This is a genomic window from Streptomyces sp. NPDC020898 (assembly GCF_044333925.1).
In the GTDB taxonomy this organism is placed as follows: domain Bacteria; phylum Actinomycetota; class Actinomycetes; order Streptomycetales; family Streptomycetaceae; genus Streptomyces.
This window is the reverse complement of the sequence record NZ_JBIRRV010000005.1, coordinates 168201-183995: the sequence shown is the minus strand read 5'-3', so window position 1 is coordinate 183995 and position 15795 is coordinate 168201. Positions and strand designations below refer to the sequence as shown.

Annotated in this window: 14 protein-coding genes and 1 pseudogene; 5 read left to right on the top strand and 10 right to left on the bottom strand. The window is 71.8% G+C overall.

Going from position 1 to position 15795, the window contains the following annotated elements; translation table 11 throughout:
* Positions 1–29 precede the first annotated feature (29 nt).
* From ACH4TV_RS18195 to ACH4TV_RS18175, 5 genes and pseudogenes are all read right to left on the bottom strand, one after another.
* The gene (locus ACH4TV_RS18195) at positions 30–938 is read right to left on the bottom strand and encodes a DUF4255 domain-containing protein (protein WP_398399150.1); all 909 of its coding nucleotides are present in this window, start codon (positions 936–938) and stop codon (positions 30–32) included.
* Between the two features lie 73 nt (positions 939–1011).
* Complete coding sequence (locus ACH4TV_RS18190; RefSeq protein WP_398399149.1) at positions 1012–1764, bottom strand: hypothetical protein; 753 nt, start codon at positions 1762–1764, stop codon at positions 1012–1014.
* Positions 1757–2203, bottom strand: a pseudogene (locus ACH4TV_RS18185) (hypothetical protein); the annotation flags it as partial. The gene ACH4TV_RS18190 and the pseudogene ACH4TV_RS18185, both read right to left, overlap by 8 nt.
* Before the next feature lie 839 nt (positions 2204–3042).
* On the bottom strand, positions 3043–3567 hold the full coding sequence (locus tag ACH4TV_RS18180) for a phage tail protein (RefSeq protein ID WP_398399147.1): 525 nt from the start codon (positions 3565–3567) through the stop codon (positions 3043–3045).
* A gap of 52 nt (positions 3568–3619) precedes the next feature.
* Positions 3620–5485, bottom strand: a complete 1866-nt coding sequence (locus ACH4TV_RS18175) for a phage tail sheath family protein (RefSeq protein WP_398399145.1) — start codon at positions 5483–5485, stop codon at positions 3620–3622.
* Positions 5486–5858: 373 nt separating this feature from the next.
* Here ACH4TV_RS18175 and ACH4TV_RS18170 point away from each other — a divergent pair, with 373 nt between their 5' ends.
* Positions 5859–6287 (top strand): YchJ family protein, encoded by a 429-nt coding sequence (locus ACH4TV_RS18170; RefSeq protein WP_398399143.1) that lies wholly within the window; start codon positions 5859–5861, stop codon positions 6285–6287.
* Positions 6288–6310: 23 nt separating this feature from the next.
* Here ACH4TV_RS18170 and ACH4TV_RS18165 read toward each other — a convergent pair whose 3' ends face one another.
* Positions 6311–7012, bottom strand: coding sequence for a FadR/GntR family transcriptional regulator (locus ACH4TV_RS18165; protein WP_398399142.1), 702 nt, complete (start codon positions 7010–7012; stop codon positions 6311–6313).
* A gap of 129 nt (positions 7013–7141) precedes the next feature.
* Here ACH4TV_RS18165 and ACH4TV_RS18160 point away from each other — a divergent pair, with 129 nt between their 5' ends.
* The 4 genes from ACH4TV_RS18160 (at position 7142) to ACH4TV_RS18145 (ending at position 11026) form a co-directional block, all read left to right on the top strand.
* The gene (locus ACH4TV_RS18160) at positions 7142–7699 is read left to right on the top strand and encodes a gluconokinase (protein WP_398399760.1); all 558 of its coding nucleotides are present in this window, start codon (positions 7142–7144) and stop codon (positions 7697–7699) included.
* Between the two features lie 82 nt (positions 7700–7781).
* Positions 7782–9179, top strand: a complete 1398-nt coding sequence (locus tag ACH4TV_RS18155; RefSeq protein ID WP_398399140.1) for a gluconate:H+ symporter — start codon at positions 7782–7784, stop codon at positions 9177–9179.
* Positions 9180–9189: 10 nt separating this feature from the next.
* Positions 9190–9948, top strand: coding sequence for an SDR family oxidoreductase (locus ACH4TV_RS18150; protein WP_398399138.1), 759 nt, complete (start codon positions 9190–9192; stop codon positions 9946–9948).
* 49 nt (positions 9949–9997) lie between these two features.
* The gene (locus tag ACH4TV_RS18145; protein WP_398399136.1) at positions 9998–11026 is read left to right on the top strand and encodes an L-idonate 5-dehydrogenase; all 1029 of its coding nucleotides are present in this window, start codon (positions 9998–10000) and stop codon (positions 11024–11026) included.
* 414 nt (positions 11027–11440) lie between these two features.
* On the opposite strand, the gene ACH4TV_RS18140 is transcribed toward ACH4TV_RS18145, so the two are convergent.
* The 4 genes from ACH4TV_RS18140 to ACH4TV_RS18125 form a co-directional block, all read right to left on the bottom strand.
* On the bottom strand, positions 11441–11899 hold the full coding sequence (locus tag ACH4TV_RS18140; RefSeq protein WP_398399134.1) for a hypothetical protein: 459 nt from the start codon (positions 11897–11899) through the stop codon (positions 11441–11443).
* 811 nt (positions 11900–12710) lie between these two features.
* Positions 12711–13337 (bottom strand): cytochrome b/b6 domain-containing protein, encoded by a 627-nt coding sequence (locus ACH4TV_RS18135; protein ID WP_398399132.1) that lies wholly within the window; start codon positions 13335–13337, stop codon positions 12711–12713.
* Entirely contained in the window at positions 13321–14091 is a 771-nt protein-coding gene (locus ACH4TV_RS18130) for a molybdopterin-dependent oxidoreductase (RefSeq protein WP_398399130.1), read from the bottom strand. The genes ACH4TV_RS18135 and ACH4TV_RS18130 overlap by 17 nt, the downstream gene beginning before the upstream one ends.
* Before the next feature lie 111 nt (positions 14092–14202).
* Positions 14203–15771, bottom strand: coding sequence for an APC family permease (locus ACH4TV_RS18125; protein ID WP_398399128.1), 1569 nt, complete (start codon positions 15769–15771; stop codon positions 14203–14205).
* Positions 15772–15795 lie beyond the last annotated feature (24 nt).

Below are 15795 nucleotides of genomic sequence, written 5' to 3'. Positions count from 1 at the left end.
TGCCCCCGTTCGTTGTCCGCACCCGGTGCTCAGTTCTCGGTGTTCTCGGGCTCGTCGGGCTTGTCGGGCTTGTCGGGCTTGTCGGGCGGGGCAGCCGGGCGCTTGGCAGTGCCACGCGCGGACCTGCCGCCCGAACCCGGCTCCGTCGCCTTGGCCGCCGGCTGTGCGGCCCTGCGGGTGCGGGCCGGCGCCTTGGCGGCGGCCTTCTTGGCGGGGGCCTTGGCAACGACCGTGCTGGGCTCGGCTGTCGGCGTCGGAGCTTCCGAACTCCCGTCCTCGGCACCCTCGGTCACGTCCGGCTTGCGCCCACCCGGTGTCGGCGCCCCGGGCGCCCCGAACGGCAGGACCCGTACATCGGACCGTTGGACCGGCTTCGCCGGGACCGGGGTGCCGCGGCCGTCGATGAGGACGAGGGCGGCCTGGTAGACCACCGACAGGGCGTACGGCGTCTGGTAGAGCATTCCCCAGAGCTTCGAGGTCTCGTCGACGTCCATCACCGTCGGGGTGAACCGGACGCGCTGCGCCGATTCCAGGAGGTCGCTGCCCGCCAAGTAGGGCTTCTCACCCGCCTGTTCGATGACGTCCTTCGGCAGGATCGGTATCTCGTGCAGGGTGCGGACGACCGCCCCGATCAGCCGCTGCCCGACCAGCTCGTTCTCGTCTCCGTACGCGCTGATCAGGAAGTGCAGGTCGAGTGCGGTGGCGGGCCGTTTGACCAGCGTGCCGTCGGCGGCGCGGGTCGGCAGGTCGTTGTTGCGCTGCGAGGTGTTGGGCGTGACCTGGTACAGGAACACGTGGATGACCGGTTCGCCGGACGGTTCGGTCGGCGGCTTGCGCGTCTCGACCGTGACGGCCTCGTCGAACTCGGGCCCCACGTTGTTCTCGATCAACGCGGCGAGGGCCTGGGTGACGTGGGCGATGGCAAGTGCGTTGCTCATGACGTCGGTTCCTCGGTCCCTCTCGGCCGGCTGCTTGCGCCGACTGCTTCCTTCGTCGGTCCCGTTACGCGGTTCACTCGCGCCCCCGGGCCAGATAGTCGGCGAGGCTCACGGTCGCCCCCGGCCGCTCCGGGGCCGTCGTACGCCGCCGGGCGCCCCCGGCGGGCGCCGCCGCCGTCACTTCGAGCCGCCCGACCCGTACCTCGACCACCTGCTCGGGCGCCCGTCCGGGTCGCCGTGCAGCGGCCTGCCGTACGGCCTCGCGGGCCGCCGCCGTGTCCGCGGCGCTGGGATGCGGAGCCGCGGACACGGCGGGGCGGGAAGCGGTGTCCGGGCCCGGGGGGATGGGCACGGGCACCGCGGTCCGGGACGTGTCGAGCTCGGGACGCTGCCCGCCCGCCGTGCGGCGCGCGGGTCCGGCGGCCGGTCGCGGCCCTGGCGTCAGGGGCGTGACCGGGCGCAGCAGCGGCCCCTCGGGGCCGGCGGCGCGTGGAGCGGTCGGGGTGGGCCGGCCGTCGTGCACCCGTTCTGTGTGGACGACGGTCCGCTCCCGTTCCGGGGCCGGGCGGGCCCCGGTCTCCGCCGGGCGCGGCCGGTCGGGGTGCGGTACGGCGGCCGGGGTGGCGGCGGGCCACAGCGGGTCCGCGCCGTACGTACCGTCCGGGTCGTTCGCCGCGGCCCGTACCGCCTCGACCCGTTCGAACGGTCCGGGCAGCCGGGGTCGCACCCGCGCCACATCCGGGCGCGGGCCCGCCACCGGAGCGGCGTGCCGGGCGATCAGCCGGTCGAAGAAGTCGGGAACCGGCGTCCCGTCGGCGTCAGACATCCGCACACAGCTCCAGGTAGTAGCGGCGCCGCAGCGGGCTGAGCGCCAGGATGTCCGGTTCGCTCCAGCCGTACGCGGTGGCCAGCAGATGGACGTCGAGCAGCATGTCCCGTGCCCAGGCGTCCAGTTCGGTCCACAGGTAGGAGGCGATGTCGAGCTCGGCCGGGGTGGCCCGGCCGCACTCGGGGCAGGCCACGTCGATCACCAGGTCGGCGCCCGGGTCGGCGGCCTCCACCGCCTCGGCGATCCGGCGCTGCACGGGTACGGGCAGGTCCGTCGCGGCCTTGGCGACCCCGTCGTGCACCGCCGAGACGAGGCACCGCGCGAGCAGCGCCCCGCGCGGGTCCGCGGCCCGGGCCGCCGCCGTCAGGTCGGCGACCCCGGGCAGCCGGAACTCGACGTCCCACCCGTCCTGTCGAACCCGGACCAGCGAACCGCCCGCCCCGGCCACGGCCACCTCGCCGCGCCCGGCCACGGCCACCTCATCCCGCCCGGCCGCAGCTACTTCGCCGTGCCCAGCAGCAGCCACCCAGTCCCGCCCGGCCGGCGAACCGTCCGGCCCGTACGCCGAACCGTCACGCCCTCTCGACCGTCCAGCTGGCACGCCCGACGAACCACCCAGCCCGTCCGCCAAGCCCTCACGCCCAGCCGACACACCGCCAGGCCCGCCCGCCGAGCTCTCACGCCCGCCCGACGAACCACCCAGCCCGTACACCGAACCGTCACACCCGCCTGGCGAACCACCCAGCCCGTACACCGAACCGTCACACCCGCCTGGCGAACCACCCAGCCCGTACGCCGAACCGTCACACCCGCCCGACGGTCCAGTCGGCACGCCCGACGAACCACCCAACCCGTCCGCCAAGCCCTCGCGCCCAGTCGGCGAACCACCCAGCCCGTCCACCGAACCCTCGCGCCCGCCCGGCGAACCACCCAGCCCGTCCACCGACCCCTCGCGCCCGCCCAGCGACCGTGCCAGCTCCCCGGCGTCCAGCTCGAACTCCATGTCCTCGCCGCACGCCCGGCAGGCGAGACGTACCTGCATCCGCTCGCCGAACAGTGCCCGGCGCAGCGCGAACAGGTCCGCCTCGCGTTCGCCGACCGGAAGCTGCGGCAGCCTCCCCGTGTCGACGTCCGGACGTGCCGTGCGATGCAGCAGCAGCGCACGCCCGACCGGCGCCTCGGCAAGGCCCGCCTCCCAGGCGGCCAGCAGTCCGGCCGCCGAGGTGGCCGAGGTGATCGCCATACCGTCCCCCGCTTCCTTCAACTACCGTCCGTTCACGCCGGGTTGAGGAAGGACGGCTCCTCGGGCTCGGGCACCTCGTAGTCCCGCTCCCAGCCCTCGCACTCCAACTTCAGCGACTGGATGGCCACCGCGTTGGCGTTGGCGTCGAGTTCGCCGAGGACCTGGTACTCGCTGGGCCAGGTCCGGTAGAGCTTGTGCGAGACGGCGACCTGGCCGGCCTCGTTGAGGACCTGGATGACGATGTCCTTGCGGAAGTCGGCCAGGGACACCTCCGATCCCAGGCCCGCGCCGACCTGCCAGACCTTGTTGGCCCAGCGGTCGAACTCGGGGTCGTGGGTGACCCCGCGCTCCAGAGTGACGCCCTCGAACTCGGAGCGTCCCGGGGATTTGCGCGGGGACGAGGGGTCGCCGCCGTGGCGGTGCTTGACAACCTCCGTGGTCCGCTTGAGCGGACTGACCTTGCTGATGCCGGCGACCGTACGACCGTCCCACAGGACCAGGAACTTGAAGTTCTTGTACGGGTCGAAGCGCTGCGCGTTGACCGTGAACTCAGCCATCGGATTCCTTCAACTCTCCACGTTGCTCGGGGCCTTGGGGTCCTTCGGGGCCCTAGAGGGCGAACTGTCCGGACGTCTGCTGGATCCTGACGATCACGAACTCCGCCGGGCGCACGGGCGCGATGCCCACCAGGACGTTGACGACGCCGTTCGCGACGTCCTCGTCGGTCGTGGTCTCGTGGTCGCACTTGACGAAGTAGGCCTCGCGCGGCGTGCTGCCCTTGAAGGCGCCCTGACGGAACAGCGTGTGCAGGTACGAGGAGGCGCCCAGCCTGATCTGCTGCCAGAGGCTCTCGTCGTTGGGCTCGAACACGACCCACTGGAGGCCCCGTTGGAGGCTCTCCTCGACATGCAGCGCGAGCCGCCGCACGGGTACGTACTTCCACTCGCTGTCGAGCGCGTCGGAGCCCTCCAGCGTGCGCGCCCCCCACACCAGCGGACCCGCCATCGGGAACGTGCGCAGGCAGTTCACGCCGAGCGGGTTGAGCAGCCCGGTCTCGCGGTCGGTCAGGTCGACGGTGAGCGAGTGGACGCCCGCGAGACGGGCCTCCGTCCCGGCCGGCGCCTTCCACACCCCGCGCTCGGAGTCGGTGCGCGCGACGACGCCGGCGACCGCGCCGGACGGCGGGAAGGCGCGCAGCCGCCCGGTGAGCGGGTCGGTGAGCTGGAGGTGCGGGAAGTACAGGCCGGCGTGGTTGCCCCGGACCGCGTCGAAGGCGGCGAGCCCGGCACGGGCCGTGTCGACGCTCACCCAGGTGCTGGGCGCGTCGACGAGCAGGAAGATCCGCCGCTCCTCGCACAGCCGCTGGGCCGCCGAGACGACGGTGAGCATGTCCTCGGTCTTCTCGTACGCCGCCAGCTCGGGCAGGGCCAGCAGGTTGACGTCGGCGACGCCGCGCAGGGCCTGGATGCCGGTCTTGTCGGCCTCGGAGCCGATGAGGTCGCGCGGACCGGGGGCCTCGCCGTCCTCGCCGCCCTCCAGGGGGAAGACGGGCGGGTTGACGGAGGCTTCGAGGCCCAGGTCGTTGGCGCACTCTCCGAGGAACCGGACGACGTCCTCGGGGTCGGTGGACCCGGCGACGACCTGCAACCGCCTCCCGAACGCGGTGACTTCGACGCCCGCGAAGGCGTGCTTGCCCGGCGCGTCGGGCAGCGCCCGCAGCTTGCGCTCCAGGAGCAGCGCCAACTCGGCGACGGAGCACGGGGCTTCGCCGTCGCAGTCGGGGTCGTAGAGAGTGAACTCGCGCTCGACGTCACCGATCTTGACCGTCAAGTCGACGGCCAGGTCGGGGAGTTCGTTGCCGAAGGGCTTGGACACGGTCCCGGACGGATCGGGCCGCCCCTCGCCGACGGCCTCGACGCGGACGAGCCGCGACCCGGCGTTGACGACGGTCGGCGCGTACCGCCCGTGGCCGGTGTCCATCGACAGCCCGGTGAAGGACTCGCGGGCGTCGCCCTTGGCGTCGTACACCCGCAGGTTGAAGGTCTCGTCGGGGTGGGGGGTGTCGTAGTCGACGGCGACGCGCAGGCCGTTGCCCCACACGCCGGGTTCCTTGGCGTGCACTTCGAGGACGCGGGACTCGCTGTGGCCCTCGGTGGACTCCAGGACGACACACGCGGCCTTGCCGCTGCCGGCCTTCGCGACCCGGACGATCACGGCGACGGTGCCGCCGTTGCCGAAGAACTGGTGCACGGCGTAGGCGACGGCGCTCTGTGAACTCAGCCCGCCGAACCGCCGCTCGAACTCGGTGAATCCGGTGACACGCACGGGCTCGTTCAGCGGACCGCGCCGGGTGTGCCCCACGAACGCGGTCACCGACGTGGTCACGGCGGAGATGGTACGAGTGCTACTGGGAAGCTCTTCGACGTAGACGCCGGGATATGTCGGCCTGGCCGCACCCACTGCTGTCGTCGGCATTCCCCCTCCAATCCCTTCTCGGGCACCGGGCAGGCACCAAGAGGCGGCAGAGGGAGAGACGTTCCGGATCCGGTGCGCACGAAAGTGCCGGGCGCGCGAGAGCACGCCGACAGCCCATGACACCGCATCAGTTTTCCCCCGTCAGTGCCCCGGACGGACGGCCGTCCGGGCCAAGCAACACGCTTGTGACTCCTGATGCTCAAGTGCGTAACCCAGCCTTGGGGGAAGGGAGTTGAGCCAGCAAGACGTGTTTGCGCCACCCCTGGGGAAGGTTCGATGAAGGCCACCGCGCACGACCCGCACGCGATGTACTCGTGTCGGGGCAGCTGCTTCACAGATTTCACACAGCCCGTGGTGCAGGAGAATGGGGCCCATGTCCCGACGTACCTCGCAATCCCGGCGGCAACGCCCTTCCGCCCCTGCTCAGAGCTCCACATGCCCGTGCGGTCTTGCGGAGACGTACGAGAAGTGCTGTGGCCGATTCCACCGGGGTGAGGCGTCGGCACCGACCGCCGAGACCCTGATGCGTTCGCGCTACAGCGCTTTCGTGAAGCGGGACGAGCCCTACCTGCTGCGCACCTGGCACCCGCGTACCCGCCCCGCCGGGGTCGCATTCGACCCCGGGATGCGATGGACGGGCCTGGAGATCCTCGGGACGGGCGACGGCACGGCGTTCCACACCACCGGAACCGTGACCTTCCGGGCCTCCTACCGGGGCGGTTCGCTGGAGGAGCGGAGCCGGTTCGAGCGGGTCGACGGGGCGTGGGTGTACGTGGACGGAGACATCAGCCAGGACGACTAGGACGACCAGGGCGTCCAGCCCGTCTAGGGCGCGAGGATGTCCAGTTCCTGAAGGGCCCCGACCGCGATCTCCCGGGTGAGGCGTTCGGCGCGTTCGCCGTCGCCCTCACGGACCGCTTCCGCGACCTGGACGTGGAGGGTGACGGCGGCCGGGTCGGGGTCCTCGAACATGACCTCGTGATGGGTGCGGCCGGCCAGGACCTCCGCGACGACGTCGCCGAGGCGGGCGAACATCTCGTTGCCGGAGGCCTCCAGGATCACCCGATGGAAGGCCACGTCGTGGATGAGATAGCCCTCCAGACGATGGCCGCGCGAGTTCGCCACCATGCCCACCGCGCACTCCGTGAGCCGCGCGCACTGCTCGGCGGTGGCGAACTTGGCGGCCAGGCCCGCGGCGACCGGTTCGATCGCGGAGCGCAGCACGGTCAGGGAGCGCAGTTGCTGCGGGCGGTCGGCGCCGGCCAGGCGCCAGCGGATGACCTGCGGGTCGTACACGTTCCACTCGGCCTTGGGACGGACCGTGACGCCGACCCGACGGCGGGACTCGACCAGGTGCATCGATTCGAGGACCCGGACCGCCTCGCGCATCACCGAGCGTGACACATCGAAGCGCTGTGCCAGTTCGTCCGTACGCAGAACGCTGCCCGGCGGGTACTCGCCCGCGGTGATCGCGGGCCCGAGGGATTCCAGTACATGGCCGTGCAGCCCTCGACCCGGTGTGCTCATGCACTCAGAGTACGGGGCGCGTCACACTTCTAAATAGTCAGACTTATTCGTCTCAGGGTCTTGAATTTGTCGGACCTAATGCGTTTCATAGCGTTCACATCACGTGTCGACGAGGACAGCGAGAGCATGATGCAGCAGACGCGTACCCCCCACGTCATCGTGGTCATGGGCGTCGCGGGCACAGGGAAGACCACCATCGGTCCCCTGCTCGCGGCCCGGCTCGGCGTTCCGTACGCCGAGGGCGACGACTTCCACCCCCCGGCCAACATCCACAAGATGACCGCCGGGACCCCGCTGACCGACGACGACCGCTGGCCGTGGCTCGACGCCATCGGCGAGTGGGCGCACGGCCGGGCCGGGCTCGGTGGGGTGGTGAGCTGTTCGGCGCTGAAGCGGTCGTACCGTGACCGGCTGCGGGCCGCCGCGCCCGGCGTGGTCTTCGTGCACCTCACCGGCGACCGCGCGCTCATCGAGGACCGGATGGCGCACCGGCAGGGCCACTTCATGCCGACGGCGCTGCTCGACTCCCAGTTCGCCACCCTCCAGCCGCTCGCAGCGGACGAGGGGGGCGTCGCCGTGAACGTCTCGGGCACCCCCGAGGAGATCAGCACCCGCGCCACGGCGGCACTCGACGACCTCGACGGCCCCGGCGAGGCGGCCCCGCCGGCCTCCTCTGCCGCCCAGTAATGCCCCGTAACCCCCCGTAGCTCCTCCGCTCCCCTCCCCTCCCCTGCCCCTCTCCCCCACTTCAGAAGCAAAGGGAACCCCCGTGACCAGACTCAGCGTCGAGATACTGGCGGCGGACCCCGTCGAGCCGATCACCTCGGCGGGCCACGCTCAACTCGGCATCGCGGTACTGGCGGGCATCGCCGTCATCGTCCTGCTGATCACCAAGTTCAAGCTGCACGCCTTCCTGGCCCTGACCATCGGCTCGCTCGCGCTGGGCGCCTTCGCGGGCGCGCCGCTCGACAAGGCCATCTCCAGCTTCACCACCGGGCTCGGCTCGACGGTGGCCGGCGTGGGCGTCCTGATCGCCCTCGGTGCGATCCTCGGCAAGCTGCTCGCCGACTCCGGTGGCGCCGACCAGATCGTCGACACGATCCTGGCGAAGGCGTCGGGCCGGACGATGCCGTGGGCGATGGTCCTGATCGCCTCGGTGATCGGCCTGCCCCTGTTCTTCGAGGTCGGCGTCGTGCTGCTGATCCCGGTCGTCCTGATGGTCGCCAAGCGCGGCAACTACTCCTTGATGCGCATCGGCATCCCGGCGCTCGCGGGCCTCTCCGTGATGCACGGCCTGGTCCCGCCGCACCCCGGTCCGCTGGTCGCGATCGACGCGGTGGGCGCCAACCTCGGCGTGACCCTGGCGCTCGGTGTCCTGATCGCCATCCCGACCGTCGTCATCGCGGGCCCGCTGTTCTCGCGGTACGCGTCCCGCTGGGTCGACGTCCCGGCACCCGACCGCATGATCCCGCAGCGCCCGTCGGAGGAACTGGAGAAGCGCCCGGGCTTCGGCGCCACGCTCGCCACCATCCTTCTCCCCGTCGTCCTGATGCTCTCCAAGGCGCTGGTCGACATCATCGTCGACGACCCGACGCACATGGTGCAGCGCGTCTTCGACGTCGTCGGCTCGCCGCTGATCGCCCTGCTCGCCGCCGTGCTCGTCGGCATCTTCACGCTGGGCCGTCCGGCGGACTTCTCCAAGGAGCGGATCTCCCGGATCGTCGAGACGGGCCTCGCGCCCATCGCCGGCATCCTGCTGATCGTCGGCGCGGGCGGCGGTTTCAAGCAGACGCTGATCGACTCCGGGGTGGGCCAGATGATCCTGGACATCTCCGAGGACTGGTCCATACCCGCACTGCTGCTCGCCTGGCTGATCGCGGTGGCCATCCGCCTCGCCACCGGCTCGGCGACCGTCGCGACCATCTCGGCGGCCGGTCTCGTGGCCCCGCTGGCGGCCGACATGTCGACCACCCACGCGGCCCTGCTCGTCCTGGCCATCGGCGCCGGCTCGCTCTTCTTCAGCCATGTCAACGACGCCGGATTCTGGCTGGTCAAGGAGTACTTCGGCCTGACCGTCGGCCAGACCCTCAAGACCTGGTCGGTCATGGAGACGATCATCTCCGTGGTCGCGGGCGGCCTGGTCCTGCTGCTCTCACTCGTGATCTAGGGGTACGGGAATGAGTCACCCTCTGTTCGACATCAGTGGGCGTACGGCCCTGGTCACCGGCTCCAGCCGGGGCATCGGCTTCGCCCTCGCGCGGGGACTGGCCGAGGCAGGCTGCACGGTCGTCCTCAACGGGCGCGACGGCGACCGCCTCACCAAGGCCGCGGCCGAACTCCCCGGAGACATCCACACGGCCTCCTTCGACGTCACCGACGGCCCCTCGGTCGCCGCCGGCATCGCGGACGTCGAAGAACGCGTCGGCCCGCTGGACGTCCTGGTCAACAACGCGGGCATGCAACTGCGGGCCCCGCTCCTGGAGTTCACCGACTCCGACTGGCACCGCATCCTCGATACCAACCTCACCAGCGCGTTCCTGGTGGGCCGGGAGGCGGCCCGGCACATGACGCGACGCGGCCACGGCAAGATCATCAACATCTGCTCGGTACAGAGCGAGGTGGCCCGCCCCGGCATCGCGCCCTACGCGGCCACCAAGGGCGCGCTGAAGATGCTCACCAAGGGCATGTGCGCGGACTGGGGCCCGCACGGAGTCCAGGTCAACGGCCTCGGCCCCGGCTACATCGAGACGGAACTGACCCAACCCCTGGTCGACGACCCGGAGTTCAGCGCCTGGGTGCGCCGCCGCACTCCGGCCGGCCGCTGGGGCCGTACGGAGGATCTGGTGGGCGGAGTGCTGTTCCTCGCCTCCCCGGCGGCGGACTTCGTCGGCGGACAGGTGCTGTACGTCGACGGCGGCATGACCAGCGTCCTGTGACCCGGACTCCGAAGCGGGCACAGAAGCGGACACGAAAGGGGTTCTCCCGATGCTCGGTTGCGTGATCCACGGCGAGGGCGATCTGCGGGTCGACGAGTTGCCGGTGCCGTCTCCCGGTCCCGGTCAGGCGCTCGTGGCCGTCCGGTACGGCGGGGTCTGCGGCTCGGACCTGCACTACTGGAGGCACGGCGGGGTGGGCGACTTCCGCCTCAAGGAACCGATGGTGCTGGGCCACGAGGTCGTGGGCACGGTCGTGTCCTACGGTGACGGGGCGTCAGGCTCGGTGGTCGGTACGGCGGTTGCCGTGCACCCGGCGAGCCCGTGCGGGGTGTGTCCGGAGTGCGCGTCCGGCCGGCGCAACGTCTGCCGGGACACGCGCTACCTCGGCAGCGCCGCCCGCACACCCCACGTCCAGGGTGGCTTCGCTGCTCAACTCATCGTCCCTGCCGACCAGTTGAGGGCCGTACCGACGAGCCTGCCGCTGCGCCTGGCAGCACTCGCCGAGCCCCTCTCTGTCGCCCTGCACGCCGTCCGCCGGGCCGGGGACGTCGCCGGCAGGCACGTCCTCGTCACCGGCGCGGGACCCATCGGGTGCCTGGTCGTCGCGGCGGCGAAGGCGGCCGGCGCGGCCCGCGTGACGGTCACGGACCTGCTCCCACAGGCCCTGCGGTACGCGGCTGTCGCGGGCGCCGACGCGGTCGTACGGGCGGACGATCCCGGCGATCCCGGGTGGCCGGCGGAGGTGGACGTGGCCGTCGAGGCGTCGGGGGTGGCCGCCGGGCTGGACACGTGCCTGCGGCTGGTGCGGCGCGGTGGGGTCGTCGTCCAGCTCGGGCTGCTGCCGCCGGGGCCCAGCCCCTTCGCCGGCAACCTCGTCGTCACGCGCGAGATCGAACTGCGGGGGGCGTTCCGCTTCGACACGGAGTTCGACGACGCGTTGGCCCTGCTGGCGGCGGAGCCGGCGCTTGACGGTCTGGTCAGTGCGGTGGTGCCGGTCGAGGAGGCGGAGTCGGCGTTCGTGCTGGCGGCGGACCGTGGGAGGTCGTGCAAGGTGTTGCTCGATTTCGGGGGCGTGTAGGTGGGTCGTTGTCTGCGGGTGCGTGGGGGTTGATTGCGCAGTTCCCCGCGCCCCTGATCGGGGGCGTGCAGGCAGTTCGATGTCTGCGGGTGCGTGGGGGATGATTGCGCAGTTCCCCGCGCCCCTGATCGGGAGCGTGCAGGCAGTTCGATGTCTGCGGGTGCGTGGGGGCTGAATGCGCAGTTCCCCGCGCCCCTGATCGGGAGCGTGCAGGCAGTTCGATGTCTGCGGGTGCGTGGGGGCTGAATGCGCAGTTCCCCGCGCCCCTGGGTGGGGCCTCGCAGCACTCGCTCTGGGCTGGACCCTGCGTCTCTCGTCCTGGGCCGGACCCTGCGCCCCTCGTCCTAGGCGGATCCCGCGGCCTCCGAGGGTGCCTCCGGTGTCTCTTCGTTCCCGTTTGTATCTGGGGCATCGTCACAGGTGAGCGATCGGACGGAGCACCTTCCGCGGGGCCGCGAGCGGGCCGATGATATGAGGACCCCGGCCGCCATCCACAGCGGTCGGGGCGATCACGTCGGGGGGCGGCGGTATGGCGGTTTCGCTCGGGGTGCGGGTATCGGGGCTGTTCGTGATCGGGGCGGTGGCGGTCGCGGCTGCCGCCTTCGGCACCGACGGGGACGACGCGGCGCGCGGGGGTGGCAGCAGATCGACGAGCGTCTCGCCCGTGCCGTCGTCGAGCGGCGCCGGCGACGACGGGGAGATCGGCACGGCCACCTCCACCGCTCCCCCGCGCACTCCCGGCCACACCGACTCCGGCGCCCCCGAGAGCTCCGGCGGGAGCGAGGTTCCCGGCGCGAGCGAGAGCCCGGCCGCGTCCCGGACCCCGGTCGCCTCGCCCACCCCCGGCGGTACGCGTCCGGGCGGCGGCACCAAGGTACTGACCGTGCCCGACTGGCTGCCGCCCGGCCCGGTCTCCCCCGACACCGACGGCGCCCCCGACCCCGCCGCCGTCTACGACCGGCTCCGCGCCCCCGACCGGTGCGCAGCCGCCCTGAAGGTGATCCCGGCGGGCACGTCGGACTCCCCGGCGAGCGACGACTGGCGGGTGCTGCGCGGGCTCGCCGCCGCCTGTCTCGCCGTCCAGGGGCAGGGCGGCGACTGGGCAGTGGCCGTCGCGGGCCACGACGAACCCGCCGACAAGGCGCTCACCTGCAAGGGGCGCGCCGCCCGGCAGATCCTGGGCGGAATCCTGGACTTCCACCGGCGGCACCCTGCCGCCACCGTCCGGCTGGAGACACCGTCCGCCGTCCGGGCCGCCTGCGGGTACGGGATCGGCTCGGTGGACGTGGGCGGCGACGGCGAGGCGGCACCGGGCGACACGGTCTCGATCGAGCTGCGCGGCACCTACTTCGACCACGCCGGACTACTGCGGGACGGGAGCGTGCTCATCGGCGGACGGCCGGTCGCCGGACCGCCGGTGCTCGTCTCGGAGTCGGGCGACCGGCTCGTCCTCGGAGTCGTGGTCCCCGGCCCGCATCCGGGTCCAGGGCCGGGTGCGGGCCCAAGTGCGGGTACCCGAGCGGGTGTTGGGGCTGCTGCGGGCGCGGGCCCCGTCGACGTCCTCGTCCGGTACGGGAGCGCCGAGGCGGCCAAGAAGGACGCCTTTCTCCTCGTATCCCCGGAGCCCGCGAAGTCGCCGGAGCCCTCGCCCGGCATCGGAACCAGCGCCGGCACCGGCATCACGTCAAGGGCGCCAGAGTGGATGCTCGCTGTCCGCCCACTCCTTGCTCACCGAGCCCGTTCTGAGGCCCCGGCGGGCCTCCGGGTCGCCCAGGGCCATGCCGATGTGGCCGGCCAGGACGATGCCGAGGGTGAGCGCCAGCCAGTCGTGGACGAAGGTCGCGCTGGTGCGCCACACCAGCGGGGTGAGGTGGGTGAACCACATGAGCAGGCCCGTGCCGAGCATGACCAGGGTCGCGCCCGCGATCCAGGCCGCGTAGATCTTCTGGCCCGCGTTGAACTTGGCCGCCGGGCGTGAGGTACGGCGCTTGTCGCGTCGTAGGGCCGCGCGCAGCCAGACCTTGTCGTGCGGGCCGAAGCGGTTGAGGAAGCCGAGGTCGGCGCGGAAGTGGCGGGAGACGAGCCCGGCGAGGACGGGTACCGGCAGGGCGAGGCCCGCCCATTCGTGGACGCGGACGACCAGTTCGCGGCGGCCGACCAGTTCGGCGAGCTGGGGGACGTACAGACAGGCCGCCGTCACCACGCACACGCCCATCAGCGCGGCCGTCGCGCGGTGCACCCACTTCTGGGAGCGGCCGAAGCGGCGTACATCGGTGGTGGAAGGCGCCGGGGCGTCAGCTCGTAGGCTCATCGTCGCGTCCGTTCGATTTGCCGACCCAGGCGTCGATGTCGTAGCCGCGGTTCTCCCAGTAGCCGGGCCGCACGTCCTCGGTGACCTCGATGCCGGAGAGCCACTTGGCGGACTTGTAGAAGTACATGGGGGCCACATAGAGGCGGACGGGGCCGCCGTGGCTGTGGCTCAGGTTCTTGTCCTGCATGCGCAGGGCGACCAGGACGTCGGCGCGGCGGGCCTGGTCGAGGGTGAGGCTCTCGGAGTAGGCGCCGTCGAAGCAGGTGAAGCGCACCGCCCCGGCCGAGGAACGCACTCCCGCCTCGTCCAGGAGCCGGGACAGCCGCACTCCCTCGAAGGGTGTGCCGGGCACGCGCCAGCCCGTGACGCACTGGACGTCCTTGACCATCCGGGTCTGGGGCATCGCACGCAGGTCGGCGAGGGTGTAGGTGGCGGGCTTGTCGACCAGACCGTCGATCTTCAGCTGATAGTTCTCCGCGTTCTTGCGGGGCACGGAGGATGTCACCGAGTAGTAGCGGAAGCCGCCGCCGTTCGGCAGGAGGCCGGTCAGACCGGTGGGGTCCTTCTCCGCCGCGCCGGCCAGGAAGGACTCCATGCCGCGCTGGAGGGTGGGCGCGGCGACCACACCGAGGGCGCCCAGACCGAGGGTGCCGAGGAGGACCCGGCGGCCGATGGGCGTGCCCCGGTCCTGCGGTTGGTCAAGCTCTTCGGGTCCTGCGGGTTCTTCTGGTCGTTCGGGTCGTTCGGAGTTCACGTGTCCATTCGAACACCCGCGACCCCTGTCGAGCCAGGGATCGCGGGTGCACGTCAGACTTCCGTAACCGCTTCTCACCTGTTTCTCAGTGGGCGGCCCCGGATTCGAGGGTCAGGAAACCGGCTCCGACTCCGATTCCGACTCCGCCGCCTTCTCCAGCTGGAACGCCTCGTTGCCGAGCCCGATCCGCGCGTGCACCTCGGGCTTGCGGGCGCGCAGGACCAGGCCCTGGACCAGGCCGAGGACCGCGGCGGCACCGACGATGCCGGGCAGCAGCCAGGGGAGGGAGGAGTCCGGGCCCGTGCCGACCAGGACGTCGAAGTCCCTGACCGTGTAGAAGGCGATGCCGAGCAGCGCGACGCCGGAGACCGCGGCCGTGGCCAGCCGCCAGGCCTGGGCGCCGGCGGCGCCGCGGCGGGCGAAGAAGACGATGACGGAGAGGGAGGCGGCGGCCATCAGCAGGATCACGCCGAGGGCGCCGATGTTGCCCGCCCAGGTGAACAGCTTCAGCACGGGCGTGGTCGGGTCGCCGACCGGGCCCTCGTCGGCCAGGGCGAAGCCGGCCACGATCACGACGGACACCACGGTCTGGAGCAGCGAGCCGGTGCCGGGGGCGCCGCTGGCACCGGTGGTCCGGCCGAAGGCGCTCGGGAGCAGCCCTTCGCGGCCCATGGCGAAGGCGTACCGCGCGACGACGTTGTGGAAGCTGAGCATCGCGGCGAACATGCCGGTCACGAAGAGGATGTGCAGGACGTCGGTGAAGGTGCCGCCGAGCCGTTCCTCGGTGAGGAAGAACAGCAGTCCGGCGCTCTGCTTCTGGGCGACCCCGACGACCGCGGTGGGGCCGGTGGCGACGGTGATCGCCCAGCTGCTGAGGGCGAAGAAGACGGCGACGCCGCCGACCGCGAGGAACATCACGCGCGGCACGAGGATGTGCGGCTTGCTGGTCTCCTCGGCGTACACGGGGGCCTGTTCGAAGCCGAGGAAGGCGGCGATGCAGAAGCACAGGGCGGTGCCGACGCCCGCGCCGGTCAGGGTGTCCGGGTTGAAGGCGTGCAGCGACAGGCCCTCTTTCGCCGGGTCGGCGACGGCGGCGATGTCGAAGATGACGACGAGCACGACCTCGATGACGAGGAGCACGCCGAGCACGCGCGCGTTGACGTCGATCTTCAGCCAGCCGAGCGCGCCGACGGCCAGCGCGGCCAGCAACGCCGGTATCCACCAGGCGATCTCGGTCTCCAGGTAGGTGGCGAACAGCCCGGACACCTCGAATCCGAAGATGCCGTAGATGCCGACCTGGAGCGCGTTGTAGGCGACGAGCGCGACCAGCGCGGCGCTCGCTCCGGCGGTGCCGCCGAGGCCGCGCGAGATGTACGCGTAGAAGGCGCCCGCGTTGTGGACGTGGCGGCTCATCTCGGCGTACCCGACGCTGAACAGGACGAGGACGACGCCGAGGGCGACGAAGAGGAGTGGCTGGCCGACGATGCCCATCACCGCGAATGTAGTGGGCATGACACCCGCGACCACCATGAGAGGCGCTGTCGCGGCGAGCACGGAGAGCAGCAGCCCTCCGGTGCCGAGGCGGTCGGCGCGCAGTGCGCGGTCCTGCCCCTTGAACGTACTGATGCCGCTGCTGCTGTCGGCGCTGGGTCTGCTCGTGCTCGAACTGCCCGTCGTCATCGCGGGGTTGTCCTTTCGGGGCGT

Coding starts and splice junctions, on each gene's coding strand:
- ACH4TV_RS18195 (WP_398399150.1), bottom strand. CDS start 938: ATGAGCAACGCACTTGCCATCGCCCACGTCACCCAGGCCCTCGCCGCG.
- ACH4TV_RS18190 (WP_398399149.1), bottom strand. CDS start 1,764: ATGTCTGACGCCGACGGGACGCCGGTTCCCGACTTCTTCGACCGGCTG.
- ACH4TV_RS18170 (WP_398399143.1), top strand. CDS start 5,859: ATGTCCCGACGTACCTCGCAATCCCGGCGGCAACGCCCTTCCGCCCCT.
- ACH4TV_RS18125 (WP_398399128.1), bottom strand. CDS start 15,771: ATGACGACGGGCAGTTCGAGCACGAGCAGACCCAGCGCCGACAGCAGC.
- ACH4TV_RS18165 (WP_398399142.1), bottom strand. CDS start 7,012: ATGAGCACACCGGGTCGAGGGCTGCACGGCCATGTACTGGAATCCCTC.
- ACH4TV_RS18150 (WP_398399138.1), top strand. CDS start 9,190: ATGAGTCACCCTCTGTTCGACATCAGTGGGCGTACGGCCCTGGTCACC.
- ACH4TV_RS18160 (WP_398399760.1), top strand. CDS start 7,142: ATGCAGCAGACGCGTACCCCCCACGTCATCGTGGTCATGGGCGTCGCG.
- ACH4TV_RS18145 (WP_398399136.1), top strand. CDS start 9,998: ATGCTCGGTTGCGTGATCCACGGCGAGGGCGATCTGCGGGTCGACGAG.
- ACH4TV_RS18135 (WP_398399132.1), bottom strand. CDS start 13,337: ATGAGCCTACGAGCTGACGCCCCGGCGCCTTCCACCACCGATGTACGC.
- ACH4TV_RS18180 (WP_398399147.1), bottom strand. CDS start 3,567: ATGGCTGAGTTCACGGTCAACGCGCAGCGCTTCGACCCGTACAAGAAC.
- ACH4TV_RS18175 (WP_398399145.1), bottom strand. CDS start 5,485: ATGCCGACGACAGCAGTGGGTGCGGCCAGGCCGACATATCCCGGCGTC.